26 protein-coding genes are annotated in these 26,307 nt (G+C 64.9%); 17 read left to right on the top strand and 9 right to left on the bottom strand.

The window, feature by feature from the left end:
* The first annotated feature begins 76 nt into the window (after positions 1-76).
* Together IVB26_RS23550 and IVB26_RS23545 are read left to right on the top strand one after the other, a co-directional pair.
* Positions 77-1,060: an ABC transporter substrate-binding protein gene (locus tag IVB26_RS23550; protein WP_247967616.1), complete on the top strand. Its 984-nt coding sequence runs from the start codon at positions 77-79 to the stop codon at positions 1,058-1,060.
* Positions 1,061-1,295: 235 nt separating this feature from the next.
* The gene (locus tag IVB26_RS23545) at positions 1,296-2,285 is read left to right on the top strand and encodes an ABC transporter substrate-binding protein (RefSeq protein ID WP_247967615.1); all 990 of its coding nucleotides are present in this window, start codon (positions 1,296-1,298) and stop codon (positions 2,283-2,285) included.
* 118 nt (positions 2,286-2,403) lie between these two features.
* Here IVB26_RS23545 and chrA read toward each other — a convergent pair whose 3' ends face one another.
* Positions 2,404-3,789 (bottom strand): chromate efflux transporter, encoded by a 1,386-nt coding sequence (chrA, locus tag IVB26_RS23540; protein ID WP_247967614.1) that lies wholly within the window; start codon positions 3,787-3,789, stop codon positions 2,404-2,406.
* Positions 3,789-4,607, bottom strand: coding sequence for a chromate resistance protein ChrB domain-containing protein (locus IVB26_RS23535; RefSeq protein ID WP_247967613.1), 819 nt, complete (start codon positions 4,605-4,607; stop codon positions 3,789-3,791). The genes chrA and IVB26_RS23535 overlap by 1 nt, the downstream gene beginning before the upstream one ends.
* Before the next feature lie 197 nt (positions 4,608-4,804).
* Between IVB26_RS23535 and dmeF the strand changes: the two genes are divergently transcribed.
* Together dmeF and IVB26_RS23525 are read left to right on the top strand one after the other, a co-directional pair.
* Positions 4,805-5,770, top strand: a complete 966-nt coding sequence (gene dmeF / locus IVB26_RS23530; RefSeq protein WP_247967612.1) for a CDF family Co(II)/Ni(II) efflux transporter DmeF — start codon at positions 4,805-4,807, stop codon at positions 5,768-5,770.
* Positions 5,771-5,840: 70 nt separating this feature from the next.
* Entirely contained in the window at positions 5,841-6,671 is an 831-nt protein-coding gene (locus IVB26_RS23525) for an N-acyl homoserine lactonase family protein (protein ID WP_247967611.1), read from the top strand.
* Between the two features lie 8 nt (positions 6,672-6,679).
* On the opposite strand, the gene IVB26_RS23520 is transcribed toward IVB26_RS23525, so the two are convergent.
* Both IVB26_RS23520 and IVB26_RS23515 read right to left on the bottom strand, forming a co-directional pair.
* Complete coding sequence (locus IVB26_RS23520) at positions 6,680-6,871, bottom strand: hypothetical protein (RefSeq protein ID WP_247967610.1); 192 nt, start codon at positions 6,869-6,871, stop codon at positions 6,680-6,682.
* 31 nt (positions 6,872-6,902) lie between these two features.
* Complete coding sequence (locus IVB26_RS23515; protein ID WP_247973259.1) at positions 6,903-8,060, bottom strand: MFS transporter; 1,158 nt, start codon at positions 8,058-8,060, stop codon at positions 6,903-6,905.
* A 165-nt stretch (positions 8,061-8,225) separates the two neighbouring features.
* On the opposite strand from IVB26_RS23515, the gene IVB26_RS23510 reads away from it, so the two are divergent.
* Complete coding sequence (locus tag IVB26_RS23510) at positions 8,226-9,485, top strand: adenylate/guanylate cyclase domain-containing protein (protein WP_247967609.1); 1,260 nt, start codon at positions 8,226-8,228, stop codon at positions 9,483-9,485.
* 62 nt (positions 9,486-9,547) lie between these two features.
* Here the strand turns inward: IVB26_RS23510 and IVB26_RS23505 are convergent, their stop codons facing one another.
* Positions 9,548-12,019 carry a hypothetical protein gene (locus IVB26_RS23505; protein ID WP_247967608.1) on the bottom strand — a complete coding sequence of 824 codons (2,472 nt, stop codon included), beginning with the start codon at positions 12,017-12,019 and terminating at the stop codon, positions 9,548-9,550.
* A 248-nt stretch (positions 12,020-12,267) separates the two neighbouring features.
* A complete protein-coding gene (locus tag IVB26_RS23500) occupies positions 12,268-13,512 on the bottom strand; it encodes an MFS transporter (protein ID WP_247967607.1) in 1,245 nt (414 codons plus the stop codon).
* 169 nt (positions 13,513-13,681) lie between these two features.
* Here IVB26_RS23500 and IVB26_RS23495 point away from each other — a divergent pair, with 169 nt between their 5' ends.
* Positions 13,682-15,034, top strand: coding sequence for an Nramp family divalent metal transporter (locus tag IVB26_RS23495; RefSeq protein ID WP_247967606.1), 1,353 nt, complete (start codon positions 13,682-13,684; stop codon positions 15,032-15,034).
* A 131-nt stretch (positions 15,035-15,165) separates the two neighbouring features.
* On the opposite strand, the gene IVB26_RS23490 is transcribed toward IVB26_RS23495, so the two are convergent.
* From IVB26_RS23490 to hemB, 3 genes are all read right to left on the bottom strand, one after another.
* Positions 15,166-15,942, bottom strand: coding sequence for an arginyltransferase (locus IVB26_RS23490; protein ID WP_246927132.1), 777 nt, complete (start codon positions 15,940-15,942; stop codon positions 15,166-15,168).
* Between the two features lie 119 nt (positions 15,943-16,061).
* Complete coding sequence (locus tag IVB26_RS23485; RefSeq protein ID WP_247967605.1) at positions 16,062-16,604, bottom strand: RDD family protein; 543 nt, start codon at positions 16,602-16,604, stop codon at positions 16,062-16,064.
* A gap of 234 nt (positions 16,605-16,838) precedes the next feature.
* Entirely contained in the window at positions 16,839-17,900 is a 1,062-nt protein-coding gene (hemB, locus tag IVB26_RS23480; RefSeq protein WP_247967604.1) for a porphobilinogen synthase, read from the bottom strand.
* A 138-nt stretch (positions 17,901-18,038) separates the two neighbouring features.
* Between hemB and IVB26_RS23475 the strand changes: the two genes are divergently transcribed.
* From IVB26_RS23475 to thiL, 11 genes are all read left to right on the top strand, one after another.
* Positions 18,039-18,539 carry a DUF6163 family protein gene (locus IVB26_RS23475; RefSeq protein ID WP_246927126.1) on the top strand — a complete coding sequence of 167 codons (501 nt, stop codon included), beginning with the start codon at positions 18,039-18,041 and terminating at the stop codon, positions 18,537-18,539.
* A gap of 491 nt (positions 18,540-19,030) precedes the next feature.
* Entirely contained in the window at positions 19,031-19,549 is a 519-nt protein-coding gene (ldtR, locus tag IVB26_RS23470; protein ID WP_106952563.1) for a transcriptional regulator LdtR, read from the top strand.
* Positions 19,550-19,750: 201 nt separating this feature from the next.
* Positions 19,751-19,987: a hypothetical protein gene (locus IVB26_RS23465; RefSeq protein ID WP_246927124.1), complete on the top strand. Its 237-nt coding sequence runs from the start codon at positions 19,751-19,753 to the stop codon at positions 19,985-19,987.
* A 36-nt stretch (positions 19,988-20,023) separates the two neighbouring features.
* On the top strand, positions 20,024-20,245 hold the full coding sequence (locus tag IVB26_RS23460; protein ID WP_028144414.1) for a hypothetical protein: 222 nt from the start codon (positions 20,024-20,026) through the stop codon (positions 20,243-20,245).
* Between the two features lie 270 nt (positions 20,246-20,515).
* Positions 20,516-21,814 carry a serine hydroxymethyltransferase gene (glyA, locus tag IVB26_RS23455; RefSeq protein ID WP_247323395.1) on the top strand — a complete coding sequence of 433 codons (1,299 nt, stop codon included), beginning with the start codon at positions 20,516-20,518 and terminating at the stop codon, positions 21,812-21,814.
* 15 nt (positions 21,815-21,829) lie between these two features.
* Positions 21,830-22,312, top strand: a complete 483-nt coding sequence (gene nrdR / locus IVB26_RS23450; RefSeq protein WP_028135990.1) for a transcriptional regulator NrdR — start codon at positions 21,830-21,832, stop codon at positions 22,310-22,312.
* Positions 22,309-23,457, top strand: a complete 1,149-nt coding sequence (gene ribD / locus IVB26_RS23445) for a bifunctional diaminohydroxyphosphoribosylaminopyrimidine deaminase/5-amino-6-(5-phosphoribosylamino)uracil reductase RibD (protein WP_247967603.1) — start codon at positions 22,309-22,311, stop codon at positions 23,455-23,457. Before nrdR ends, ribD begins: the two co-directional genes overlap by 4 nt.
* Positions 23,457-24,068, top strand: coding sequence for a riboflavin synthase (locus IVB26_RS23440; RefSeq protein ID WP_247967602.1), 612 nt, complete (start codon positions 23,457-23,459; stop codon positions 24,066-24,068). The genes ribD and IVB26_RS23440 overlap by 1 nt, the downstream gene beginning before the upstream one ends.
* A gap of 68 nt (positions 24,069-24,136) precedes the next feature.
* A complete protein-coding gene (gene ribH, locus IVB26_RS23435; protein WP_247967601.1) occupies positions 24,137-24,628 on the top strand; it encodes a 6,7-dimethyl-8-ribityllumazine synthase in 492 nt (163 codons plus the stop codon).
* A gap of 3 nt (positions 24,629-24,631) precedes the next feature.
* Complete coding sequence (gene nusB, locus IVB26_RS23430) at positions 24,632-25,129, top strand: transcription antitermination factor NusB (RefSeq protein ID WP_246932800.1); 498 nt, start codon at positions 24,632-24,634, stop codon at positions 25,127-25,129.
* A gap of 175 nt (positions 25,130-25,304) precedes the next feature.
* Positions 25,305-26,297 carry a thiamine-phosphate kinase gene (gene thiL, locus IVB26_RS23425; RefSeq protein ID WP_247967600.1) on the top strand — a complete coding sequence of 331 codons (993 nt, stop codon included), beginning with the start codon at positions 25,305-25,307 and terminating at the stop codon, positions 26,295-26,297.
* Positions 26,298-26,307: the final 10 nt, after the last annotated feature.

Genomic DNA, 26,307 nt, shown 5'->3' with positions numbered 1-26,307 from the left:
ACGGTCACCCCCGCTGGCTTCTCATTGATCTATCCTCGACAGGAACTACCGTGCTCTCACGACCTTGAGGGTTCCAATGAAGCGGCGACATTTGATTGCGCTTTTCCTGATCGCAACAATTATCTCGCCTTGCGCGGCATACGCGGAAAAGGGCACGCTTCCAACAATTGGCTATCTCGGCTTCGACACAGCCGACAAGAGCAAGGAACTGCTCGTCGCCTTTCGGGATGGTCTCCGCACCAACGGCTTTGTAGAAGGCCAGAACGTGGCGATCGAGTACCGCTTCGCTGATGGAAAGTATGATCGCTTTCCGGACTTGATTGCAGGTCTCATTCGGGATCGCGTCCAGGTGATCGTCGCCGCCACTGGTACGAACGGAGTTTTGGCGACAACGGCAGCGACTAAGACGATTCCGATCGTGTTTGCGATTGCCATGGACCCGGTACATCTTGGCGTTGTTTCCAGTTTGAACAGGCCGGGAGGAAATGCAACCGGCGTGAGCATGTACACTCCGCAACTCACCGCCAAGCGACTTGAGCTGTTGGCAGAGTTGACGCCGGCAGGCGGAACGATCGCCATGCTGGTAAATCCAACAAATCCAAATGCGAATGTAGTGGTTTCGGATGCCGAAGCTGCGGCCAAGTCGCTTGGCCGAGAAATTCACGTCCTGAAGGCGAGTACGGACGAGCAAATTGCTGCTGCCTTCGGCGAAGTCAGAAACCGGAAGCATGCCGCGCTTCTCGTCAGTCCAGATGCATTTTATATTGCACGTCGAGAGCAACTCGCAGCGTTGTGCGAGCAGTATCGGATCCCCGCGACTTATGAATGGTCTTTTTTTGTCAAATCCGGCGGCCTTATGAGTTATTCGCCTCGCATTACCGATGTTCAGCGTCAGCTTGCCGACTATACAGGAAAAATTCTAAACGGCGCTCGACCCGCCGACCTTCCGGTCGAACAGCCCACCAGATTCGAGCTGGCGATCAATCTCAAAACAGCAAAGAGCATCGGCCTTACTATCCCGCCTTATCTCCTCGCTCGCGCCGACGAAGTCATCGAATAGAGTAGCGTTTGCTGCGATGCATGTTCCGCAAGTGGCCCGCCGCTGACCTTAGCTTATGGTGCGGTGTCTGCTTCCTGACGGTGACCCGAACAGGCCGTGCAAGCTGGTCAAGGCAGCCTTTGACCCAAAGCCGTCCTGCGCCACACGCCGTACTTGCGACGCAGCATCGCAGTCCGCGCGACCATCGAACGTGATACTTTGTCTCCCATCGTCCTCAAGCTGCGATGAGGATCCGATGAAGCGGCGGGAGTTCATAGCGGCTACTGCGGCACTGCTCGTTTCGCGAAGGCGCTCGTGGGCGCAGGGAGCTCGCCGTCAACTTGGCTTTCTTGCCATAGGTGATGGGAGCGGGCGGGCCCTAAACCAAGCCGAGCGTGTGTTCGTTGATGCGTTGCGAAGTCTCGGCTGGGTGGAGGGGAAAAATCTGGTGATCGAGTATCGCTTTTCCCAACCCCCGGATCGACTGCCAGCTTCCGTCGCCGACCTGGTTGCACTCAATCCGGATGTCCTTGTTGCTCCGGGACCACAAGCAGCCATGGCCCTGAAATCGGCGACTGCCACCATTCCGATTGTATTCGTGGGGGTAGCCGATCCCGTGCAGCTTGGCCTCGTCCAAGGCCTGTCACGCCCCGGTGGCAACATAACGGGTCTTTCGACCATGGTACCAGATGATTTCCTCGCTAAACGTCTCGAAATCCTTCGGGAACTCGTACCCGGCGCCTCGAAGATCGCGCTCTTGGTCAATCCCGACAACCCAATGCAAAGGCATTACTTGGCGGAAGAGATACCCGGCCTGACTCGTAGGCTCGGTATACTCGGTATAGTTCTGCTGATAGTTGAGGCGACCACGGCCGAAGAACTCGACGCCGCCTTTGCCTCGGCCGCCGTTCAGCACGTCGATGCGATAATCGATTTTGGTGATCCTCTCACCTATGTCCAGGCTCCGCGAATCATCGCGCTGGCGGCGAAATATCATCTGCCGGCAATGTACTTGTTCCGACATTACGCCAATGGCGGATTGTCGGTATACGGAGCCGACGCGGGCGATCTGATGCGCCGTGCGGGCGGCTACGTGGACAAGATACTCAAGGGCACCAAGCCTTCCGAGTTGCCGGTAGAGAGGCCAACCAAATTCGAGTTGGTCATCAACATGAAGACCGCCAAAGCACTTGGTCTCACTGTGCCTACCTCGTTACTCATCCGCGCCGACGAGGTGATCGAATAGCAACGACAATTGCAGCGGTGCATGAGTCCGCAGATGGCCCAAAGCCGTCATGATGCGCTGTCGGCTGCAACGTCTACTCTCGATGCGATCCGGACGCGACGAACCGACGAGGATACGCCTAGATCACGCCCGCCATTCGCAACGCCACGCCCGCCGCGCAGCTCCCTGCCAGCACCGCCAGCATCCCCAGCTTGAACCGGAAGATCGCCGTCGCCGCCGCGATCGACAGCAGCAGCGCGGGGATGTCGACGCTGGTCAGCACCGGCCTATCGAAGTTCAGCGGAAACGCGTGCACCGGCGCCGTCTCGCGGAACAGCGTGTGCAGCGCGAACCAGATCGAGAGGTTGAGGATCACGCCGACGACGGCGGCCGTGATCGCGCTCAGCGCGCCGGCCAATCCCGTGTTGCCGCGCAGGCGCTCGATGTAGGGGGCGCCGACGAAGATCCAGAGGAAGCAGGGCGTGAAGGTGACCCAGGTCGCGAGCAATCCGCCGAGGGTCGCCGCCAGCATCGGCGACAGCCCGCTGGGGTCGCGGTAGGCCGCCATGAAGCCGACGAACTGGAGCACCATGATCAGCGGGCCCGGCGTGGTCTCGGCCATGCCGAGGCCGTCGAGCATCTCGTGCGGCTTCAGCCAGTGATAATGCTCGACCGCCTGCTGGGCGACATAGGCCAGCACGGCATAGGCGCCGCCGAACGTGACCAGCGACATCTTCGAGAAGAACAGCGCGATCTGGCTGAACACGTTGGCCTGGCCCAAGGCAGCGAGCAGCGCGATCACCGGCACCAGCCAGAGCGCAAGCCATAGCGCACCGACGCGGATCGCGCGCGCCGTATTGGGCCGCACGTGCTTGGGCACGGCTTCGCCGAGCATGCTGTCGATCACCGCATTGCTGTCGCCATGGCCGTGTCCGGCCGGCGCGAATTCGGGCCGGCCGCTCCGCGCGCCGGCATAGCCGATGATGCCGGCGGCGATGATGATGATCGGGAAGGGGACGGCGAAGAAGAAGATCGCGACGAAGGCTGTGGCTGCGAGCGCGATCATGATGCGGTTCTTCAGCGCGCGCTTGCCGACGCGCACTACGGCCTCGACGACGATGGCGAGCACGGCGGCCTTCAGCCCGTAGAACAGCGCCTCGACGAAGCTGACATTGCCGAAAGCCGCGTAGATGTAGCTGAGGCCCATGATGGCGATGATGCCGGGCAGGATGAACAGCCCACCCGCCATCAGTCCGCCGGCGGTGCGATGCATCAGCCAGCCGACATAGGTCGCGAGCTGCTGGGCCTCCGGTCCCGGCAGCAGCATGCAATAGTTCAGCGCATGCAGGAAGCGTCCCTCGGAGATCCATTTCTTCTCCTCGACCAGGATGCGGTGCATCACCGCGATCTGGCCCGCGGGCCCGCCGAAGCTCAAGGACGCAACGCGAAGCCAGACGCGAAAGGCTTCCCCGAAGCTGATGCCGTGACCGGCATCAGCTCCTGCTTGAACGTTACGGGTGTCCATTACGCCTTCACCTTGTTGGTCGGCCAGTTGTGCGTCTCGGTGGTGGCGTCGCGGCACCAGCGGTAGAAGGCATCGTAAAGCGTCATGCCGGCCTCGAGCTGTTCGAGGTCGTCGTCGTACATCCGCGACAGCCCGAGCGAGGCCGCGAGCAGGCCGGGTGCCTCCGGCGCCAGATCCGGCCGCGCCGTGTCGGCGCCGCGCACCAATGTTGCCAGCCGCACCAGGGCCGGGGTGGCGATGCCGAACTCCTCGATCATCACGTCGAAGGTGCAGAGCTCGCCGCGGTGACTCCAGAACACGTTCTCGATGTCGAACGGGGCTGCGCCAAAGCGCTCACCGACGGCGATCACCTCGGATGGCGCCACATAGAGGAACACCGCCTGGGGATCGACGAAGCGGCGGATCAGCCAGGGGCAGGCGATGCGATCGACCTTCGGCCGGGCCCGCGTCACCCAGACCGTGCGCCCCTTGGCATCGCGCGGCGGCAGCTTGCGGGCGTCGACGAGCGGCAGCTTGGCCGCCTTCCAGCCCTCGAAGCCGCCCTCCAGCGTCTCGGCTTGCACACCGAGCTGGCGCAGCCAGGCCGCGGTGCCCTGCGCGAGCTTCTCGCCGCGGAAGCATGAGACCACGGCGCGGCGGCCGGCGAATGCGCCGCCCCAGTCCGTCACCTTGTCGTGGCTGAGCTTGATGGAGCCCGGGATCAGCCGCTGGTCGGCGGCAAAATCCTCCTCCGTCCGAACGTCGATCAGGGCAGGGCCGTTCGCCGTGCCGATCAGCCGTGCCAATTTGTCAGACGATATCGCTGTGAATGTAGACATGTTGCGTCCTCGCAAGAATTGAACGGGACGCGATGCTTGGGCCTGTCGCCTCGTGGGGAGATCGCTCAAATCCCCATGGGGCAGATTACAGCGAAACTAAGAAGCACTGTCAATCCGCCGGACGATTGCGCCTTCGAAAATTGCTGTCCGCCGGGCTATACTGAATCCCAACAGACCTGAATCTCCTGGAGAATTCGATGCATTCCCATTCCATCGAACAATGGACCCACGACCACGCCTTCCTGGGCGAAAAGCACGACGAGAACGAGCGGCGCACCTGGCTCGTGGTCCTGCTGACGCTCGTCATGATGGTCGGCGAGATCGTGGCCGGTTCGCTGTTCGGGTCGATGGCGCTCCTGGCCGACGGCTGGCACATGGGCACGCATGCGGCGGCGCTCGGCATTGCCGTCTTCGCCTACCGCTTCGCGCGGCGGCATCTGGGCAATGCGCACTTCACCTTCGGCACCGGCAAGTTCGGCGATCTCGCCGCCTTCGCCAGTGCGATCATCCTCGGCCTGATCGCGGTCGAGATCGCGTATGAGAGTGTGCTGCGGCTGATCAATCCGGTGCCGATCGTCTACGGTGAGGCAATGGCGGTGGCCGCCCTCGGTCTCTGCGTCAACCTCGCCAGTGCGTGGCTGCTGCGCGACAACCACGATCATCACCATCATGGTCATGAGCACGGCCATGCGCATGATGAGCACGACGATCATGACCATGATCACCACGGCCATCACCATCACGACAACAATCTGCGCGCGGCCTATGTCCATGTCATGACCGATGCCGCGACCTCGGTGCTGGCGATCGCAGCGCTCGCGGTCGCCATGTATTCGGGATGGGTCTGGGCCGATCCCGCCGTCGGCCTGATCGGCAGCGCGGTGATCGCGAGCTGGGCCTTCGGCCTCGTCAAGTCGTCAGGTGCGGTGCTGCTCGACGTGCGCGCCGACGTGAAGCTGGAGCGGGTGATCCGGGCGCGCATGGAGGTCGGTGACGACCGCGTCACCGATTTGCATCTGTGGCAGGTCGGCCCCGGCCATTGTGCCGTGCTGCTCTCGGTGGTGTCGGACCAGCCGAAGCAGCCGGCCGCTTACAAGCGGCGGCTCGCCGGGCTGAAGGGCCTCAGCCATGTCACGGTGGAGGTCGAGACCTGCCCGCATTGACGAGACCGGAATTCTGCGGCGCGGCCGGGGTTGTTCCTCGGTCGGCCTGCACGGCTGCAAGGGAGGAACAATGATGCGCAGGACCAAGCTCGCTCTCCTTATCGCTGCACTGGCCCTGTCCGGCCCCGCGGCGCTGGCGCAATCGGAAAAATCCGGCGTCGAAAGGCTCTACGTGCTCAATTGCGGCGAGGGCACCGCCGGCGACATCTCGCGCTGGACGCCCGGCCTGAACGAGGGCAAGACGATGGACTTCGTCGACAGCTGCTATCTCGTCAAGCACAGCAAGGGCTGGTTCCTGTGGGATACCGGCATCGCCGATTCCGTCGCTTCCATGCCTGGCGGTCTCGTGCCCGCCGACCCCAAGGCCGTCACCTGGCGGCGGCCGAAGACGCTGGCCAGCCAGCTCGAACAGCTCGGCCTCAAGCCGGAGGACGTCAAGGCGATGGCCGTCTCACATACGCATCCCGATCACACCGGCAATGTCGAGCTGTTTCCGCAGGCCATGCTTTACGTGCAGAAGGCCGAATATGACTGGCCCGGTGCCAACAACGCACCGCGCTTCAAGCCTTCGCATCCGGTGGAGCTGCTTAACGGCGACAAGGATGTCTTCGGCGACGGCAGCGTGACCATCCTGTCGACGCCCGGCCACACGCCGGGACACCAGTCGCTGCTGGTGAAACTGCCGAAGACCGGCGCTGTGGTGCTGTCCGGCGATGCCGTGCACTTCAAGGACAATTGGGACAACCGCCGCGTGCCCGGCATGAACGTCGACAAGGACCAGAGCGCGGCCTCGATGCAGAAGATCGCCGATACCCTCGCCAAGGAAAAAGGGCAGCTCTGGATCAACCATGACAAGGCCCAGCGCGACAGCCAGAAGATGGCGCCGGAGTTTTACGACTAAGGCGTGGATCAGCCTTTCGGCGCGGTCGCCGCGGGCGGGCTCGGCTCCGGCGTCCTCTTCGGCTTCAGCGTGCCGGCATAGAACGAGAGCAGCCAGATCAAGAGGAGGGCGAGGAGGTAGACGCCCCAGGCCTGCGGCGGCGTGGTCGCCCAGCGCAGGAGGCCTTTGAATGTGCGGGGCGGGCCGGCGTCTTCGCTCATGGCCCGCTTCTGCGCGAAAGCTCCCCCGCCGTCAATCCGGCCGCGGCCTGGTGCGGATCAGGAACAGCGCGGCCAGCGCCGAAAGGCTTAGCGCGGAGGAGACGATCAGCACCTTGGCGCCCATGAGGTCGATCAAGAGGCCGAAAGCCAGCGGCGCCACCGCCTGAGCCATCCGCGCGGGCGCGCCGACGATGCCGAGACGGTAGCCGAAATCGTTCGGGCCGAAGATCGACAGCGGCAGCGTGCCGCGCGCGATCGTCAGGATGCCGTTGCCGGAGCCGTGGAACAGCGCGAAGGCGCTTGCCGCAGCGCCGCCGAAGATCGCCACGATCACCGCGCCGATCGGGTGGGTGAGGCAGGCGAGCCGCGTCGACCACAGCGGATGGAAACGGCTGAGGAAGCCGGCCTCCAACATGCGCGCACCGACTTGCGCCGGGCCGATCAGTGCGCCGGCGGCGATCGCCTCGGCCGGCGTGGCTCCTGTCGTCTCCAGGATGCGCGGGAAATGCGCGGCCATGGCGCCGGTGACGGTCCAGACCGCCGCGAAGATGAAGGCGAGCAGGAGCATGGTGCGGTCGAGCGGCAGATGCGGCTTCTCGGCCGTGGCCGCCGCCTGCCTGGCGCCCTTGATCACCGGCAGCATGAAGAAGTTGAGCGGCAGGCCGATCAGGATGTTGGCGGCCGCCCAGGCAAAGCAGGTCTCGCGCCAGCCGATATGCGCGAGGCCCCAGGCGGTGAGCGGCCAGCCGACGGTGGAGGCAAAACCCGCCATCAGCGTGATGCCGGTGATGGGCCTGCGTGCCTCGGTGCCGTAGATGCGGCCCAGCGCGGCGAACGCGGCGTCGTAGAGCCCCATGGCCATGCCGATGCCGAGCACGAGCCAGGCGAATACCATCCCCGGGATGGAGTGTGCGAAGCCAAGCAGCGCGAGGCCGGCGGCAATCGTCAGGTTCGAGGCCGACAGCACCTGCCGGCCGCCGACGAGATCGATCTGGCGCCCGATGCGCGGGCCGAGCATCGCCGAGATCACCAGCGAAGCCGAGAACGCGCCAAAGATCCAGTTGGAGGAGACACCGAGGTCGCGCGCCATGGGATCGGCGATCAGCGCCGGCAGATAATAGCTGGACGCCCAGGCCAGCGTCTGCGTGGTGCCGAGCGCCAGGATAATCGGGAGCTGGCGCTGGCTCATATTCCTGTATTTATGGTCGGCGGTGTCATCGGTTCCATTTGCAGTCGGCATGACAGCGCGTCAACAGCGGCTGCGGCATATTCGACCTGCTATGGGCGGGAGCCTCGGATGCACGAGGTTCGCGCGTGGCCTTCCGCTCGTCACGAATGCACGCCATAATGGCGCATGCAATTGACCTCGCGCCTTGCGCTGATGAACTGGCTCACCGGCCAGGGACTCACGGGCCTGCCCGAAAACGAACTGCTCCGCGGCTTCTGCGAGCGCTGCTGCGCCGAAGGGCTGGACCTGTCGCGCGGGCTGGTCGTGATCGACACGCTGCATCCGATCTATGAAGGCCGCGGCTTCCGCTGGAGCGACCGTGCCAGCAACGAGAGCGACGCGTTCGAATACGGCTCGACCGCCGACGGCGACGCCGCCAAGAGCTGGCGCCGCTCGGTGTTCTTCCACATGCTCGAGAATGGCGACGACGAGATGGTGATCGATCTCGCCGATGCGCCGTCGCTGGATTTCTCGCAGATCGGCGAACTCGCCGAAAAAGGCCACAAGCACTATCTCGCCTTCGTGCATCGCTTTGGCGAGAACGGCGCGCTCGGCCTGATGGACTGTCTTTATTCCTGCTGGACCACGCGGCGCGACAGCGGCTTCAGCCAAGCCGAGCTGGAAGCGCTGCGCGATCTCGTGCCGGTGCTGGGGCTCGCGATCAAATCGGCGCAGCAGGTCGACATCGTGCGCACGCTCGGCCGCGTCTATCTCGGCCGCGATGCCTCCGAGCAGGTGCTGCGCGGGCGCATCTCGCGCGGCGTCACCGAGCGCATCAACGCCGTGCTGTGGTACTCCGACCTGCGCGGCTCGACCGGGATCAGCGAAAGCATCGGCCCCGACGAGATCATCCCGTTCCTCAACGATTATGCGCAGGCCGTGATCGACGCGATCCACGATGCCGGCGGCGACGTGCTCAAGCTGATCGGGGACGGCGTACTCGCGATGTTCTGGGGCGAGGACATGGCGGATGCACGGCGCGCAGCGCTTCGCGCCGAGCACCTGTTCCGCAAGAACGTCGCGGCGCTGAACAAACGGCGCGAGGCCGATGGCCGTCCCACCACGTCAGCCTATATCGGCCTGCATGTCGGCCAGGTCTTTTACGGCAATATCGGTAGCGAGGACCGGCTCGACTTCACGGTGGTCGGCCCGACCGTCAACGAGGTCAGTCGCATCGCCTCGATGAGCCGTTCGGTCGACCGCGAGCTGCTGGCTTCCGCGGAGTTCTACAAGGGCCTGGATGCCGCTGGGCGGCGCTATCTCGTCTCCACCGGCCGCTACGCCCTGCGCGGCATCGGCCGCGCGCAGGATCTTTACACGCTCGACCCTGAGGTCGACGCCAGCGAGCCGGTGACGGGGAGCTACGAGCGCTATCTGGCGGGTTAGGCTTCACGACTGCATCGATGGCCGGACGCCGCAGGAGCGAGCGTCCGGACGTTCGAAGCGGATCAGCGACGCACTGTGACGCGCCTGCTCGTCGTGGACGTTCGTCCGCGGTCCGGCTTGGATTGGCCCCCGCGCTGCTGGCGCGTCGTTGTGGTCCTGCGATTGGGCGAAGCCGGTTTGGCACCGGCTTGTCCAGACGCCGCCGCCGGCAGGCCGCGCAGCACCTTGCCGATCTGTCCGATGGTGAACGAGGGCAGGAAGTTCTCGTTCTGGACGATGCTCATGGCCTTCTTCTGGGTCAGGGCGCCTTGCCGCGTTACGTTCGTCTCGCCATTGCCGATCTGCCAGGCGCTTTCCCAGAGCACGGCGAGCAGATGCGCGCCGTCCTGCATCACGCCGATGGTCTTCTTGCCGAACAGGGACCACAACTTGGCAGAGGCGGCCTTGCCACCCTTGCCCACGTCGACATAGGCCTGCACGACCTTCGCAGGCGGCAACGACTTGAACGTCTCGCGCATCAACTTGATCGTCGCGATCGCCGCGTCGCGGCCGGAGGCGACGAGCTCGGATTGCTGAACCTTGGGCGTTTGCTTCAGTCCCTGGAGAATGGCCTTGCGGTTCTCGAAGACCATGGCGTCCTCATAGGCGCTGTGGACGCCCATGCCGAGCGCTTGCAGCTTGGTCTGTCCAGCCTTCTTTCCCTTGCTGAAGACATGCTTGACCGCGCGTCCGGGATCGCCGTCGTGCAGATAGGAAATATGGAGCGGCTGACAGGCGTCTCCGAGATAGTGGGCGAGCACGCCGGCAGCGCAGACGAATTCCTCGGCCTTGCCCTTCGCGGCGAAGTCGCACATCTGGTCGAAGATCTGCCAGACGCGGAACGGCAGCAGGCCGCGCCGATCTTCCTTGATCTTCTCGCCGCTGAGGATGTCGGTGATGCCATCGTAGAAGGTTTCCCAGACGTTCGGGTCGACGTTGGCGTCATTCTTGGTGAGATCCAGCAGCGTCTTGCCTTGCGGACCGGGCTGATCCATGTCGGCGAAGTGATTGCTGCCTTCGAATTGGCGGGCGAAGCCCTGCTTAGCGACACGCGGCTTCCAGAAGAAGTCGGGAACGTCGGCCATGGGCACGAAATCCTCGCTCCCCATGCCTTTGAAGTCGCCCTCGTCGAGGGCCGCGTCCTCATGGCTGATGATGGCGAGATTGTTCTCCATCAGCTTCTTCAGCTTCGGGAAGCGGGTCGACAGCGCGACCAGCGTTCGCGAGGCGATGGAGAAATGTCCAAGCGCGCCCCAGGTGTCGGGCTGATCTATGTTCCACCCGCGCACGAAGTCGACCTCGAGCAGAGCGCAGGTGCGCGACAGCAGGGTGGTCAACGCGAAGCCCTGAGGCGGAGCCTTGTCTGCCGAATAGAGCATATTGCGCCCCCACTGCATGGCCAGCGGCAGGTACTGAGCGTTGGCGGCCTTGTCCCTATCGTCGGCATCCGCTTTTCCGGCCGGCTCGAGCAACCAGAGCGCTCCAGAGTCTCCCGGCAGCGTTGCGAACTTCGTCGCCGCCTGCTTGCCTGCCGCCTCGTGTGTCCGCGGTCCGATCATCAGGTCGGCGACATATTCGAATCCGCCGCTGGTCTTGTAGCGGTAGAAGAGGCCGTGAATCTCCCCGAGCATGGTCCCGCTGGCCGCGCCGATGCCGCGCACGGCGCATCCGACCAGACTCAGTGAGAGGTTGGAGCCGGAGAAGTCAGCCATCGGTCCGACCGTGCCCTCGATGCCTTTGACTTGCGTGGTCCAGCGCGAGATATCGTCGATCTCGACGAGCCCAACATCGAGGTTCACGAAGGTGTCGCTGAGCGTGAGGTTTGGGTAAAGCGACGAGAACGGAAGGCGGGTAAGCTGTTTGGCGGCGGTCTCACCGATGCGCTCCTCGGTCCCCGCCAAGATCGCGTTCACCGGCTCGCCTTCCTCTCCCGCAACGTGGCGATTGGTCAGGGCATAGAACTTGTGGCCGTCGCTGACCAGGCAGGCGATCGTCGCGAGAAATCTTTGCCCCTGGACGTTGGCGATCAGCGGGTTGCCCGGACCGATGTTGTTGAGGGGATAGCTGATGTCGTTCGGTGCCTCGATGGACGTCTCCGATTCCCTGGGGGCCTCGATGACGCAGATCGGGACTTTCGAGCCGTCCGGCATGAACACCGTGCTCGGGATCAGATCGCCCGGCCGGGACTGGAATTCGCTCGGGTTCTGCCACTCCGAGACGAAGACCAGGATACAGGGCCACGAGTAGGGGCGGATTTCCGAGTTGTCGAGGCGCCGTACGCCCTTGCCGTGATGCTTTTTCCTGGCATGCGGCCAGCTGTCTCCCTTGCGAATGCGGTAGCGGCCGATCGCGGTGGCGACGACGTTGGGATGCCGCATCAAGTGAATGTGGAAGAGTTCGCGGGCGTCGATCAGGTTCTTCAATGACAAATGCGCGAAATCATTGTCGTCAGTGTGAAACTTCGACAGGTCGATCGGAGGCTGACGATGGGGCATGGCAATCTCCAGGAGGGTGATGAAATCCAAATTCAAAAGCGCGAATGAGACAGGAAGCCGCGTCCGAAAATTCCCGACATGGAAACGGCGCGGCAATATTGGCCGAAAGGGGTCGGTGTCGCGCCCAAAGTGCAACATGAAAAAGTTGCAACTTCAAGACTGGTTTGGCGAATTCTTGATCCGCGCGCTCTGCGCACGGGCCGAGCCAGTGTTGACCGGATCCGACGAGCTGCGTCGTGGCCGGCTCGTTAGAACCCCACCGCCACTTCGTCTCCCACCATGTCCGGCTGCCGATGCAGCGCCACCGCCGGCGACAGCCAGATCACCAGCGCCTGCACGCCGAACACGGCGGCCGCGAGATAGAGGCACGCTTCCGCGCTCCAGAGGCCGCCGACGACCGCGCCCAGTGCCGAGCCGAGCGGGCGGGCGCCGTAGCTCATGATGTTGATGGCGGAGACGCGGCCGAGGAGGCGCGGCGGCGTCACCGACTGGCGCAGTGTCGTAGTCGAGATCACCCACAGGATCGGCCCGACGCCGAGCAGGAAGAAACTCAAGGCCGCGAGCCAGGGCGAGGGGACCAGCACCGTCAGCGCCATCACGACGGCGGCGACGAAGCCGGTGACCGGGCCGAGACCGACGACGGTGCCGAAGGCGATACGCTGCATCACGCGGGTGGCGAGCAGCGCGCCGATCACCATGCCGACGCCGTACATCGTCAGCACGGTGCCGACGCCGGCGGCGGTCAGGCCGAGATGGCGCACGGCGTAGGGCACGAACACGGCGATCTGCAGGAACCAGCCGGTGTTGAAGATGAACTGGGTGATGAACACCGGCCGCAGCAGCGGATGGTGAAACACGAAGGCCGCGCCTTCACGGATGTCCTGGAACGGATGGCGCCGCGGCGCCGGCGCGCGGGCAGGTTCGAAGATGCCGGAGAGCAGCACCACCGCAATCGCCGAGAGCGCCGCGGCGAAGCCGAAGGCCGGGCTCGCGCCCCACCAGCCGACCAGCGCGCCGCCGAGCGCAGGCCCGCTGGCAAAGGCGATGGTGCGCGCGAGCTCGATCCGCGCATTCGCTGCCGGCAACAGCTCCGCGCTCACCAGCGAGGGCACCAGCGCCGGCGCGGCTACGCTATAGACGACGGTGCCGCACACCGCCGCGAAGCCGAGCAGCGCCAGCAGCGGAAGATTGAGGGCGCCGAGCGCCAGCAGCAGCACGATGGTGGCGAGCGCCACCGCCCGTAGCGCCTCGGCCCCTGCCATCAGCGAGCGGCGCGAGATGCGGTCGGCGAGCAGGCCGGCCGGAATGGCGAACAGCACAAAGGGCAGGGTCAGGGCGGTCTGCAACAGGCCGGTCTGGCCTTCCGCGACCCCGAGCGTGAGCACGGCGACGATGGGGGCTGCGGCCAATGCGATCTGCTCGGCCGACTGCGCCGCGAGGTTGGACCAGGCGAGGCGGCCAAAGGTGTCGGGGAGACGGGGCGGGTTTGACATGGCTCGTGTCCTGCAAAGTACGGGTTGGCGCCAGTATCCGGCTGCGAGGCCCGCCAAACCCACCCGCTTTCCGACAGGATGGCCGCATCCCGGCCGGGACGGGAACCCATGCCGCTAGATGCAGTTGCAAATGAGTTGCAATAAGGAGGAAGTTCGGTATTCTCGCCCCATGGATGCCCGATCACCCCACCTGAGCCCCGACGCCGCCGGCTGGCGCACGGATGCGCCCACCACCAAGAGCCTCGCCGAGGTCAATTCCACAGTCGCGATCCCGGCCGCTGGCCATTGGTCGCGGCGGCTGCTGGCCTTTGTCGGTCCGGGCTATCTCGTGTCGGTCGGCTACATGGACCCCGGCAACTGGGCGACCGACCTCGCGGGCGGATCGAAGTTCGGCTACACGCTGCTCTCCGTCATCCTGCTCTCGAACCTGATGGCGATCCTGCTGCAGTCGCTGGCGGCACGGCTCGGCATCGTCACCGACCGCGACCTGGCGCAGGCCTGCCGCGCCACCTACTCGCCGGCGGTGAACTTCCTGCTCTGGCTGGCCTGCGAGGCGGCGATCATCGCCTGCGATCTCGCCGAGGTCATCGGCACCGCGATCGCGCTCAAGCTCCTGTTCGGCATTCCCCTGATCGGCGGGGCGCTGCTCGCAGCCCTCGACGCTTTCCTGCTTCTGATTTTGATGAACCGCGGCTTCCGCTTCCTCGAAGCCTTCGTCATCGCACTGCTCGCGGTGATCGCGGTGTGCTTCGCGGTCCAGATCGTGGCCGCGGCCCCGCCGGTCGCGGAGGTGCTGCGCGGTTTCATGCCGAAGAGCGAGATCTTCACCAACCCTGAAATGCTCTACATCGCGATCGGCATCATCGGCGCGACCGTGATGCCGCATAATCTCTACCTGCACTCCTCGATCGTGCAGACGCGCGCCTATGAACGCAACGACACCGGCCGCCGCGAGGCGATCAAATGGGCGACGACGGACTCGACCATCGCCCTGATGCTGGCGCTGTTCATCAATGCCGCAATCCTCGTCGTGGCGGCTGCGACCTTCCACAAGAGCGGCCATTCCGATGTCGCCGAGATCGGCCAGGCCTTCGAGCTGTTGTCGCCGCTGCTTGGCCTCGGCATCGCCTCGACGCTGTTCGCGGTGGCGCTGCTCGCCTCCGGCCTCAACTCGACGGTGACCGCGACGCTCGCCGGCCAGATCGTGATGGAAGGCTTTCTCGACCTGCGCCTGCCGAGCTGGGCGCGCCGCCTGCTCACGCGCGGCATCGCCATCGTCCCCGTGATCGTCGTGACCGCGATCTATGGCGAGCGCGGCACGGCCGATTTGCTGGTGTTCAGTCAGGTCGTGCTGTCGATGCAGCTGCCCTTTGCGGTCATCCCGCTGGTCCGCTTCGTCTCCGACCGCCGCAAGATGGGCCAGTTCGCGATTCCCGCCTACGTCGCCGCGATCGCGTGGATCGTCGCGGGCGTGATCGTGATTTTGAATCTGAAGCTGCTGGCGGATACGCTTTTTGGGTGAGCGATTAACGCTGTCATCGCCCGCGAAGGCGGGCGATCCAGTATCCCAGAGGCGTTAGTCGTAGAGCTCGCTCTCACCACAACTGCCGCGGCGTACTGGATGCCCCGCCTTCGCGTGGCATGACGAGAGAACTAATCCTGCGGTTCGGACGCCGTATCCCCCTGCGCGTCAATGCGCAGCCAGCCTGAGGGCGCGAGGCGCTGCTGCGGCAGGAAGCGGGCCTTGTAGTCCATCTTCTTCGAGCCCTCGATCCAGTAGCCGAGATAAACGTAAGGCAGGCCCTGACGTCGCGCGCGGGCGATGTGGTCGAGGATCATGAAGGTGCCCATCGAGCGGCTGACCTGGCCAGGCTCGAAGAACGAATAAACCATCGACAGACCGTCGCTGAGCACGTCGGTGAGCGCCACCGCGATCAGCTCCTCGCCGCGGCCGGTGATGCCACTGTCGGGGCCGCGCTTGCGGTACTCGATGATGCGGGTCTCGACATGGCTGTCCTCGACCATCATGGCGTAGTCGAGCACGGTCATGTCGGCCATGCCGCCGTGGCGGTGGCGGGCGTCGAGATAGGCGCGGAACACCGAATATTGCTCGGAGGTGGGCACTGCGCTGCGCTGCTCGCCGATGATGTCGGCGTTGCGTGCCATCACCTTGCGGAAGTTGCGGGAGGGACGGAACTCGTTGGCGACGACCCGGACCGAGACGCAGGCGCGGCACTGGTCGCAGGCCGGCCGGTAGGCGATCGACTGGCTGCGGCGGAAGCCGCCATGGGTCAGGAGGTCGTTGAGGTCACCGGCGCGCTCCCCAACGAGGTGCGTGAACACCTTGCGCTCATGCCGGCCCGGCAGATACGGGCAGGGCGAGGGCGCCGTAAGGTAAAATTGGGGGGTGTCGCGCGAGTGCTGGGTCAAGGGACGTCGTGGGCCTCCGAAGTGAGTATCAGCATCGCGCTACGGAAGCCCCCGGTCAATTGGTCAGCTCGGCAGGTCAGATCAGTCAGCTTAGATGGTCCTGGTTGATAGGTCGTTGCTCAGTAGGTCCTCGCGGCCTGCGGCTCCGGGGCGCGGATGGAATTGTTGATCACGACCGTTCCCAGCACAATGTCATGCAGCAGGCGCCGGCGGCCGTTGAACAGTCCGACCAGCACCACGAAGGGCGTCAGGAACGAGACCGTCACCCAGAACAGCACGGCATGGGTGGCGCCGAGCACGAAATAGCCGGGCGCGCCGTACCAGGTGCGCAGCTCCAGATCCATCAGGCGCATGCCGACCGTCGCCGACGAGGGACCGCCGATGCAGGCGCCATAGTAGACGATGGCCCAGATCACGGAGGCCGGCCAGGCCAGCCAGAACAGCGCCCAGCCGATGCCGAGGGTGACCACGCCGAACAATGCGATGAAGACGTAGCCGAGGATGACCGGCACCGAGATCACGACCATGTCGATCAGGAAGGCGAATGCGCGCCGCGTCGCAACGCCGCGGAACAGTTCCGGATGCAGATAGGGGTCGTAGGCATGCGGTTGCGCCCCGCCGTCATTGCGCCAGGCGCCTGAGTTGCCCGAGTCATACGACATTGGTCCGTCCTCCCAGGGGGAACAGAGGGAAAACCCTCGAGCAGGACATGGGAACAGGCCATCCCCGTGCCAAGGGCGCAGGGACATTAACAAGCCGAAATATTCCGGCGATTCGGCGGCGGGGGCCGCAGGCGAGATGCTGTAGGGTGGGCAAAGGCGCGCAGCGCCGTGCCCACCATTCTCTCGATTCGATAAAGGTGGTGGGCACGCTTCGCTTTGCCCCCCTACGGCACCTTACCCCTGGCTGCGCAGTTTCTCCGCCGCCTTCGGTGCAAAGTAGCTCAGCACGCCGTCGGCGCCGGCGCGCTTGAACGCCAGGAGGCTCTCCATCATCGCGCGCTCGCCGTCGAGCCAGCCGTTATTCGCGGCGGCCGCGATCATCGCGTATTCGCCGGAGACCTGGTAGGCGAAGGTCGGCATCGCAAAGGTGTCCTTCACGCGGCGGACGACGTCGAGATAGGGCATGCCGGGCTTCACCATCACCATGTCGGCGCCTTCGGCGATGTCGAGCTCGACCTCGCGCAGCGCTTCGTCGGTGTTGGCGCTGTCCATCTGATAGGTGCGCTTGTCGCCGGTGAGCGTTTTGGCCGAACCGATGGCGTCGCGGAACGGGCCGTAGAAGGCGGAGGCGTATTTGGCCGCATAGGCCATGATCTGCACGTCGAGCAGGCCTGTGCGATCCAGCGCCTCGCGGATCGCGGCGACGCGACCGTCCATCATGTCGGAGGGCGCGATGATGTCGCAGCCGGCCTCGGCCTGCACCAGCGCCTGACGCACCAGCACGGCGACCGTCTCGTCGTTCAAAATCTTGCCGTCGGAGAGCAAGCCGTCATGGCCGTGGCTGGTGAAGGGATCGAGCGCGACGTCGCAGAGAACGCCGATCTCCGGAAACTCCTTCTTGATTGCACGCACCGCCTGGCAGACCAGATTGTTCGGATTGGACGCTTCAGAACCGTCCTCATCGCGCAGGGAGGGGTCGGTGTAAGGGAACAGCGCGATGCAGGGGATGGTCAGCTTCATCGCGCGCTCGGCCTCGCGCACCGCCTGGTCGACGCTGAGGCGCTCGATCCCGGGCATCGAGGCGACCTGCTCGCGCTTGTTGTTGCCGTCGATTAGGAACAGAGGCCAGATCAGATCGTCCGTGGTGAGCACGTTCTCCCGCACCATGCGTCGGGCCCATTCGGCCTTGCGGTTGCGGCGGGGGCGGACGGTCAGATCGAGGGCAGGGGAGGCGCCAGCGCCATCCCGGCGAGAAACCTCGCGCAATTCGATCGGACGTCCGTATTTTATCGCCATCACTCTTCCTCCCGCTGGAATTATTCTTATACCAGCTCGCATGGTTCCCGCCACCGCGGCTTGACCTGCCGCAAGGCAGAACGGAAGCGATTTGGGCAGCCGATTGATTTTGCGGGCCGAAGCAGCCAGAAGGGGCCCATGTCCGAGATCTCCACCCGCGATGCGGCCCGTGACGGCAGCCCCAGGGACGCCGTCAGAGACAATGCCCGAGACAGCGCGATGTCGGTGGCTGCGATCTCGTCGGAGCGCTCGGAGTCCGACGACAATGTCTGGACGCGCCGCCTCGTGCTGTTCCTGCGGGTGATGGCGCTGCTCTCGATCCTGAAAGGTCTCTATCACTGGGCGCAGGTGACGGGCTTCGTCGGCGGCGAGGACGAGGCGTTCGAGAACCAGTCGATGGCATGGCAGGCCGCGACCGTCTACTTCGCCGTGATCGAGCTCGTCGCCGCGGTCGGCCTGTGGCTGGCAACGCCCTGGGGTGCGGTGGTGTGGCTCACGACCGTGGTGTCGATGGCGGTGATCGAGCTGATGTTCCCGGGCATCTACGGCGGCAGCCTGATCGTCGTCGGGGTCGAGGCCTTCATGCTCGCCGCCTATCTCGCGCTCGCCTGGATGGCCGCGCGCGAACGGCCGCCGTAGGCGATCTCTTGTAGGATGGGCAGAGCGAAGCGAAACCCATCGATGTGGCCGCGCGGTGGATGATGGGTCTCGCTTCGCTCTACCCATCCTACGATCTGTTCAGCCCTGGGACACGAGAGCGGCGCTGGTCCGGGACACCAGAGTGTTGCTCTTGGTTGACCGTTGGTTGCCTAAAATTTGCGGTAAGTTTTCGTTGACCAGCTGTGTTCCGCCACAGCCGTTACGCGCCCGTTTCGAAACGGGGCGGGGCTGTTCTGGAATGCGACAACGGGGGCGGACGGAGGGTGAACAGGACCTTGCGAAGGTCAACAGAGCGTTGCGAAAAGTGCTTGTGGCACAGGCTTAATCCGCAATTCACTGTCTTAAATTCATGATCTCTTTATTCTCTTATTTAAGCCGATCTTCAAACGAGCCCCTTAAGTTGCACCTATCAGACGGAGCACAAGTTTCGTCGAATAAGTGTCGATAAAAACGACAACAGGGGAAGTGTCATGATGAAAGCCGTCGCAACTGCGGCAGATACCGCAGAGCGCGTCTCCGGCCAGCAGGGTTCGGTGCAGTCGCTCTATCTGGAAGCTTTGACTCTGGTGGAGCGGCTGCATCGCCGGCTCCTCGACGTGATCAAGGATGAATTCGATCGCCGCGGTCGTGCGGACATCAACTCGGTGCAGGCGCTCCTGCTCTACAACATCGGCGACAAGGAGCTGACCGCGGGCGAGCTGCGCACGCGCGGTTACTATCTCGGCTCCAACGTCTCCTACAATCTGAAGAAGCTCGTCGAGCTCGGCTTCCTCGATCATCAGCGCTCGCGCGTCGATCGCCGCTCGGTGCGCATCCGCCTGACCCCGCAGGGCCAGGAAGTCCGCCGCATCGTCGATACGCTCTACCAGAAGCACGTCAAGACGGTGGAGCAGGTCGGCGGCATCTCTGGCGAGGAGTTCTCGACCCTCAACAAGTCGCTGCATCGCCTCGAGCGGTTCTGGACCGACCAGATCCTCTATCGGCTCTGAGTTTTCTTAAGGGATCAAGGCCAAGCCGGCCCCCAACAAGACCGGCAGGCTTCCCGAACGTGCCTGAACTTCCCCAAGCGCGCCGGCCCGGAGTTGCCCCGGACCGGTGCGTTTTACTTTGTGCACCTGCGAAAAAATTGCTCGCGATGCGGAACCAGCTCCGGCCTCAGCGCTTATCTCCTTCGGATCGGAGACAAGTCGATGCTGGTCGAGCGCGGGCTTCAGGCGATGAACGTGGAACTCGTGAGCGAGGCCTACGCCATCGCCGCGAACTACCTTCGCCGCTCCGGCGCGATCCCCGATACCCTCGTCACCGACGAACACCTGCTGGGGATTATTGTGAAGCTGCTCCAACAGGGCGAATTCAACAAGATCAGGCTCGCCAACAAGGCGATCACGTGGTTCGAGACGCAGTCCGAGGCCCGCGCGGTTGCCTGAACAAGACTCCGAAATTCAAGAGAACCAGAGGGTGCCATGGAAGCCGCCATCGACCGCATCATGCAGACCTATGACCTGCTCGCCAACCGCACCGCCGCGGCCAGCGAGGAGGCACGGGCAAAGGTCACGAACTATCTCACTACTCTGATGGAGGCCGGCGAGAAGGACCCCCATAGGTTGACCGTTTGCGGCCTGACCTATCTGCGCCAGCTCGATGGCAGCGTGGACCCCGTGAAGGCGGGGTATACCGGGCTGTGACGCGATTTCTGCCGTACCCGCGGCTTCGGGCATGAGGAATTAAAGGCCCGAAGCGGCCCCATTTCGGATGTAACGGACGGGCGATTCCCTCAGGCCGGCCCGTTGCCGAAAACCTCCGCTCCCCACCATATCTTGCACAAATCTCGCCCCCGACCCGCAAATGCTTGGCCTGTTGCGGGCGATGTGGTAGATCGCGCTCGCCGCTTCCGATCGCCACACCAGACCGCCCGTAGCCCGCCAAAAGGCTGCGGCGGTGGAGATATTCGCAAGATGACCGCAGCCAAAACCGCCTCCGCGCCCGATTCGTTTTTCACCGCCTCGCTCGAGCAGGCCGACCCGGAAATCGCCGCCGCCATCAAGGGCGAGCTCGGCCGGCAGCGCCACGAGGTCGAGCTGATCGCCTCCGAGAACATCGTCAGCCGGGCCGTGCTGGAAGCGCAGGGTTCGGTCATGACCAACAAATACGCGGAAGGCTATCCGGGCGCGCGCTACTATGGCGGTTGTGAGTGGGTGGATGTCGCCGAGAACCTCGCGATCGATCGCGCCAAGAAGCTGTTCGGCGCCAATTTCGCCAACGTGCAGCCGAACTCCGGCAGCCAGATGAACCAGGCTGTGTTTTTGGCGCTGCTGCAGCCCGGCGACACCTTCATGGGTCTCGATCTCGCGGCCGGCGGCCATCTCACCCACGGCTCGCCCGTCAACATGAGCGGCAAGTGGTTCAAGGCTGCGCACTACACCGTGCGCCGCGAGGACCAGATCATCGACATGGACGCGGTCGCCAAGCAGGCCGAAGAGGTCAAGCCGAAGCTGATCGTCGCCGGCGGCTCGGCCTATTCGCGCGCCTGGGACTTCAAGCGCTTCCGCGAGATCGCGGACTCGGTCGGCGCCTATCTCCTGGTCGACATGGCTCACTTTGCGGGCCTCGTTGCCGGCGGCGTGCATGCTTCGCCCGTGCCGCATGCCCACGTCACCACGACGACGACGCACAAGTCGCTGCGCGGTCCGCGCGGCGGCCTGATCCTCTCCAACGACGAGGCGCTCGCCAAGAAGCTCAACTCGGCGATCTTCCCGGGCCTGCAGGGCGGCCCCTTGATGCATGTGATCGCGGCGAAGGCGGTTGCCTTTGGCGAGGCGCTGCGTCCGGACTTCAAGGTCTATGCGAAGAACGTCGTCGAGAACGCCAAGGCACTGGCCGAGGCGATGAAGAGCCACGGCTTCGACATCGTCTCCGGCGGCACCGACAACCATCTGATGCTGGTCGACCTCCGGCCGAAGGGCCTGAAGGGCAACGTCTCGGAGAAGGCGCTGGTTCGCGCCGCCATCACCTGCAACAAGAACGGTATTCCGTTCGACCCCGAAAAGCCCTTCGTCACCTCGGGCCTGCGTCTCGGCACCCCGGCGGCGACCACCCGCGGCTTCGGCGTCGCCGAATTCCAGCAGGTCGGCGGCATGATCGCCGAGGTCCTGAACGCGATCGCGCAGTCCGACGACGGCAAGGCGCCGCTGGTGGAAGCCGCGATCAAGGAGCGGGTCAAGGCGCTCACCGACCGGTTCCCGATCTATCAGTAAGGCTAGGCCAAGCGGATGCGCTGCCCGAACTGCAACAGTCTCGATACGCAGGTAAAGGACTCGCGTCCGACCGAGGACTCTTCCGTGATCCGCAGGCGGCGCGTGTGCGTCGCCTGCAATTTCCGCTTCACCACGTTCGAGCGCGTGCAGCTGCGCGAGCTCACCGTGATCAAGCGCAACGGCCGCCGCGTGCCGTTCGATCGCGACAAGCTGATGCGCTCGGTGCAGATCTCCTTGCGCAAGCGGCAGGTCGAGCCGGAGCGGGTGGAGAAGATGGTCTCCACCATCGTGCGCGAGCTCGAGACCGGGGGCGAGGCCGAAATCTCCTCCGAGGTGATCGGCGAGACCGTGATGGAGCATCTGCGCACGCTCGACGACGTCGCCTATGTGCGCTTCGCCTCGGTCTACCGCAATTTCCGCGAGGCCAAGGATTTCGCCGAGGTGCTCGGCGAGCTCTCCGGTGAGGAGGAAGCGCGGCTCGCCGCGATCCGCAAATGATCTTCCGTATCCTGGAAGATCAGTTCGCGCAGAGGGCCCGCGAGGCTAAGGACGCCGATTTTCGTTTCATGCAACTTGCGCTGGCGCTGGGTAAGCGCGGGCAGGGGCGCACCTGGCCCAATCCGGCCGTCGGCGCGGTCATTGTGAAGGACGGGGTCATCGTCGGGCGGGGCTGGACGCAGCCCGGCGGGCGGCCGCATGGCGAGCCCGAGGCCTTGCTGCGGGCAGGCGAGGCGGCGCGGGGCGCCACGCTCTACGTCACGCTGGAGCCGTGCTCGCATTTCGGCAAGTCGCCGCCTTGCGCCGATGCTGTGATCGCAGCCGGCATCAAGCGGGTGGTGGCGGCGATCGAGGATCCCAATCCTGAGGTCGCGGGACAGGGGCATGCGCGCCTGCGCGCCGCCGGCATCACGGTAGATTTGGGCCTGTGCGCGGCGGAAGCCGCATTCGACCATGCCGGGCATTTCCGCCGCATCCGGGACAAGCGTCCGCATGTGATCCTGAAGCTCGCGGTCTCGCCCGACGGCAAGATCGGCGCTGCCGGCGGCAAGCCGGTCGCGATCACCGGCGAAGCGGCGCGCAATCGCGTGCATCTGCTCCGCGCCCAGAGCGATGCGATCCTGGTCGGCATCGGCACGGTGCTGGCGGACGATCCGCTTCTCACCTGCCGCCTGCCGGGCATGGGGCCGCGCTCGCCGGTGCGCGTGGTGCTCGATCAGAGCCTGCGCATTCCCGGCGCGAGCAGGCTCATAGGCTCCGCGCGCGAGACGCCGCTCTGGGTGGTGGGATCTGAGCTTGCGGAAGCCGCAGCTGCGACGCGTCTCGGTGCGACCGGCGCGCAAGTGATCCGCGTCCCGCCGGCAAATGCCTCCGGGCTCGATTTGCCGGCCGCGCTGCATGCGCTGGCCGGGAAGGGCATCTCCCGCCTGATGGTCGAGGGCGGCAGCAGGGTTGCGTCCTCGTTCGTCGCCGCCGACCTCGTCGACGAGATTTGGCTGTTCCGTGGGGCGGAAGCGGTGGGCACGGGCGGCGTCGATGCGCTCGATGCATTGCCCCTGTCGAAAATCACGCAGTCGCAGGCCTACAAGGTTCATGCTAGCGAAACATTCGACAAGGATACTCTCACCATCTACGAGCGCGCGTAATGTTCACCGGCATTGTCACCGATATCGGCGAGATCGTCAGCTTCACGCCCGTGGCGCAGGGCCAGTTGCACCGGCTGCGCATCGCCTGCAGCTATGACCAGACCAGCATCGCCGACGGCGCCTCGATCGCCAGCAACGGCGTGTGCCTCACCGTTGTCGCCTCCGGCGTCGCAGGCGGCAAAACCTGGTATGAGGTCGATGCGGCTGCGGAGACGCTGGCTCTGACGACGGCGAAGCTCTGGAAGCTGGGCACCAAGCTCAACCTCGAGCGCGCCCTCAAGATCGGCGATGAGCTCGGCGGCCACATCGTCGCCGGCCATGCCGATGGCATTGCGACCATCGTCAGCCGCGAGGACCTGCCCGACATGGCCCGGTTCGAGCTGTCGACCACGCGGGAGCTGGCGCGGTTCATCGCCACCAAGGGCTCGATCACGCTCGACGGCGTCTCGTTGACGGTCAATACGGTCAAGGACGTGACCTTTTCGGTGCTGATCATCCCGCACACGCTGACGGTGACGACCATCGGCGGCTGGAAGGCGGGGGCCGAGGTCAATATCGAGGTCGATTTGATGGCCCGCTACGCGGCGCGGCTGACGGAAATGACGGTTTAAAACTTGGCTTACGTGCCTGCGGCGACTACATAACGCGCCGACCACTGTAGAGTAGAACGGATCGAACGATGGCAGACGCGCGGCGCGCACCCCTGAAGGACCAGACCGACATTTCCGGCGCGCGCGCGCTGATTGTCGAGGCGCGGTTCTATGACGATCTCCAGGACGCGCTTCTGGGCGGCGCCATTGCCGAGCTGAAGGCGGCCGGCCTGACGCATGACGTCATCACGGTTCCCGGCGCGCTGGAGATTCCGGCGGCGGTGGCCATCGCGGTGGATGCCGCGGCGGCGAACGGCAAGCCCTATGACGCCGTGATCGCGCTCGGCTGCGTGATCCGCGGTGACACCATTCACTTCGAGATCGTGTCGCAGGAATCCTCGCGCGCGCTGATGGACCTTGCGGTTTCGCGCAAGTTGCCACTGGGCAACGGCATCCTCACCGTCAACACCGAGGCGCAGGCATGGGCGCGGGCGCGCGCCAGCGAGCTCGACAAGGGTGGCGATGCCGCGCGCGCCGCGCTTGCGATGCTGCGCATCAAACGCCGCCTGGCGCAGGCCTGAGCCATGGCCGACAACACCAAAAAGCCGGCAGGCGTTGCCGAGAAGAAGGCGAACCGGCGCGGTGCGGCGCGGCTCGCGGCCGTGCAGGCGCTGTACCAGATGGATATCGCGGGCGCCGGCATCAACGACATCTTTGCCGAGTTCGAGAGCCATTGGCTCGGCAACGAGGTCGAGGGCGACACTTACCTGCCGGCCGAAGCCGCGTTCTTCCGCGATGTCGTTTCGGGCGTGGTGCGCGACCAGAAGAAGCTCGACCCCCTGATCGACGAGGCGCTGTCGAAGGGCTGGCCTTTGAAGCGGATCGAGGCAATTCTGCGCGCGGTGCTGCGGGCGGGGGCTTACGAATTGGAGCACCGCAAGGACGTGCCGGGCCGCGTCGTCGTCTCCGAATATGTCGACGTCGCCAACGCCTTCGTCGACCGCGAGGAGACCGGCATGGTCAATGCCGTGCTCGACCAGATCGGCCGCCAGTTTCGCGGCGACGAGTTCGGGCGGGGGTAGTTACCCGCAAGGGCGGTGAATTGATGCGCGATGGCTGCCCCATACTCCGCTGTCATCACCCGCGAAGGCGGGTGATCCAGTACGCCGCGGCCTATCGATTTGACACGACCGCCTCTGGGATACTGGATCGCCCGGTCAAGCCGGGCGATGACAGCGATGGGTGTGGCTAGCGCCGATGGCAAATACTCCCTCCGCCGAAGACTCCCTCATCGCGCGCTACTTCAGGCCGCTGGCGACTGATCCCGGCGCGTTCGGTCTGGTCGACGACGCCGCGGTGCTGTCGTCATCCGGTGACGATATCGTCGTCACCACCGACGCCGTCGTCGAGGGTGTGCATTATCTTGCCACGGACCCGCCCGACACCATCGCGCAAAAAGCGCTGCGGGTGAACCTGTCTGACCTGGCCGCCAAGGGCGCGGTGCCTGCCGGCTTCGTGCTGACGCTGGCGCTGCGCAGCAAGGAGGATGGCTGGCTGCGCCCCTTCGCGGATGCGCTGGGCGAGGATGCCAAGGAATTCGCTTGTCCGCTGCTCGGCGGCGACACGGTTTCGACGCCGGGCCCGCAGATGGTCTCGATCACCGCCTTCGGCCGCGTGCCTCAAGGGCGGATGGTCGGCCGTACCGGCGCGAGGCCAGGCGATCGCATCCTGGTGACGGGCACGATCGGCGATGCTGCGCTCGGCCTCGACGTGCTCACCGGCGGCGCCGCTGCGGCGGCGCTCGCGACCGATCCCGCAGCAAGGGACGCCCTGGTCCGGCGCTATCGCGTGCCGCAGCCGCGCAATGTGCTGGCGCGGGCCGTGCGCGATCATGCGACCGCGGCGATGGACGTCTCCGACGGGCTCGCCGGCGATCTGGTGAAACTCTGCGCAGCGTCCGGGGTCTCGGCCACGGTCGACGTGGCAAGCGTTCCGCTCTCAGCGGCGGCGGCGGGCCTGGTCGCCCGCAAAATCGTTTGCGTCGAGACGCTGCTAGCGGGGGGCGATGATTACGAGGTGTTGTGCACCGTCCCGCCGGCGCAGGCCGATGCACTGATTGCCGCTGGGCGGACGACCGGCCTTGCCGTCACGGCGATCGGCACCATCGTCGCGGGGACGGAGAGGCCGCGCTTCCTGGACGGGCAGGGCCAGGAATTGGCCCTGACAAGGCTATCCTACAGCCACTTCTAGGAATTGCTCC

The organism is Bradyrhizobium sp. 195 (assembly GCF_023101665.1).
Taxonomy (GTDB): domain Bacteria; phylum Pseudomonadota; class Alphaproteobacteria; order Rhizobiales; family Xanthobacteraceae; genus Bradyrhizobium.
This window is presented reverse-complemented; position numbering and strand designations above follow the sequence as displayed.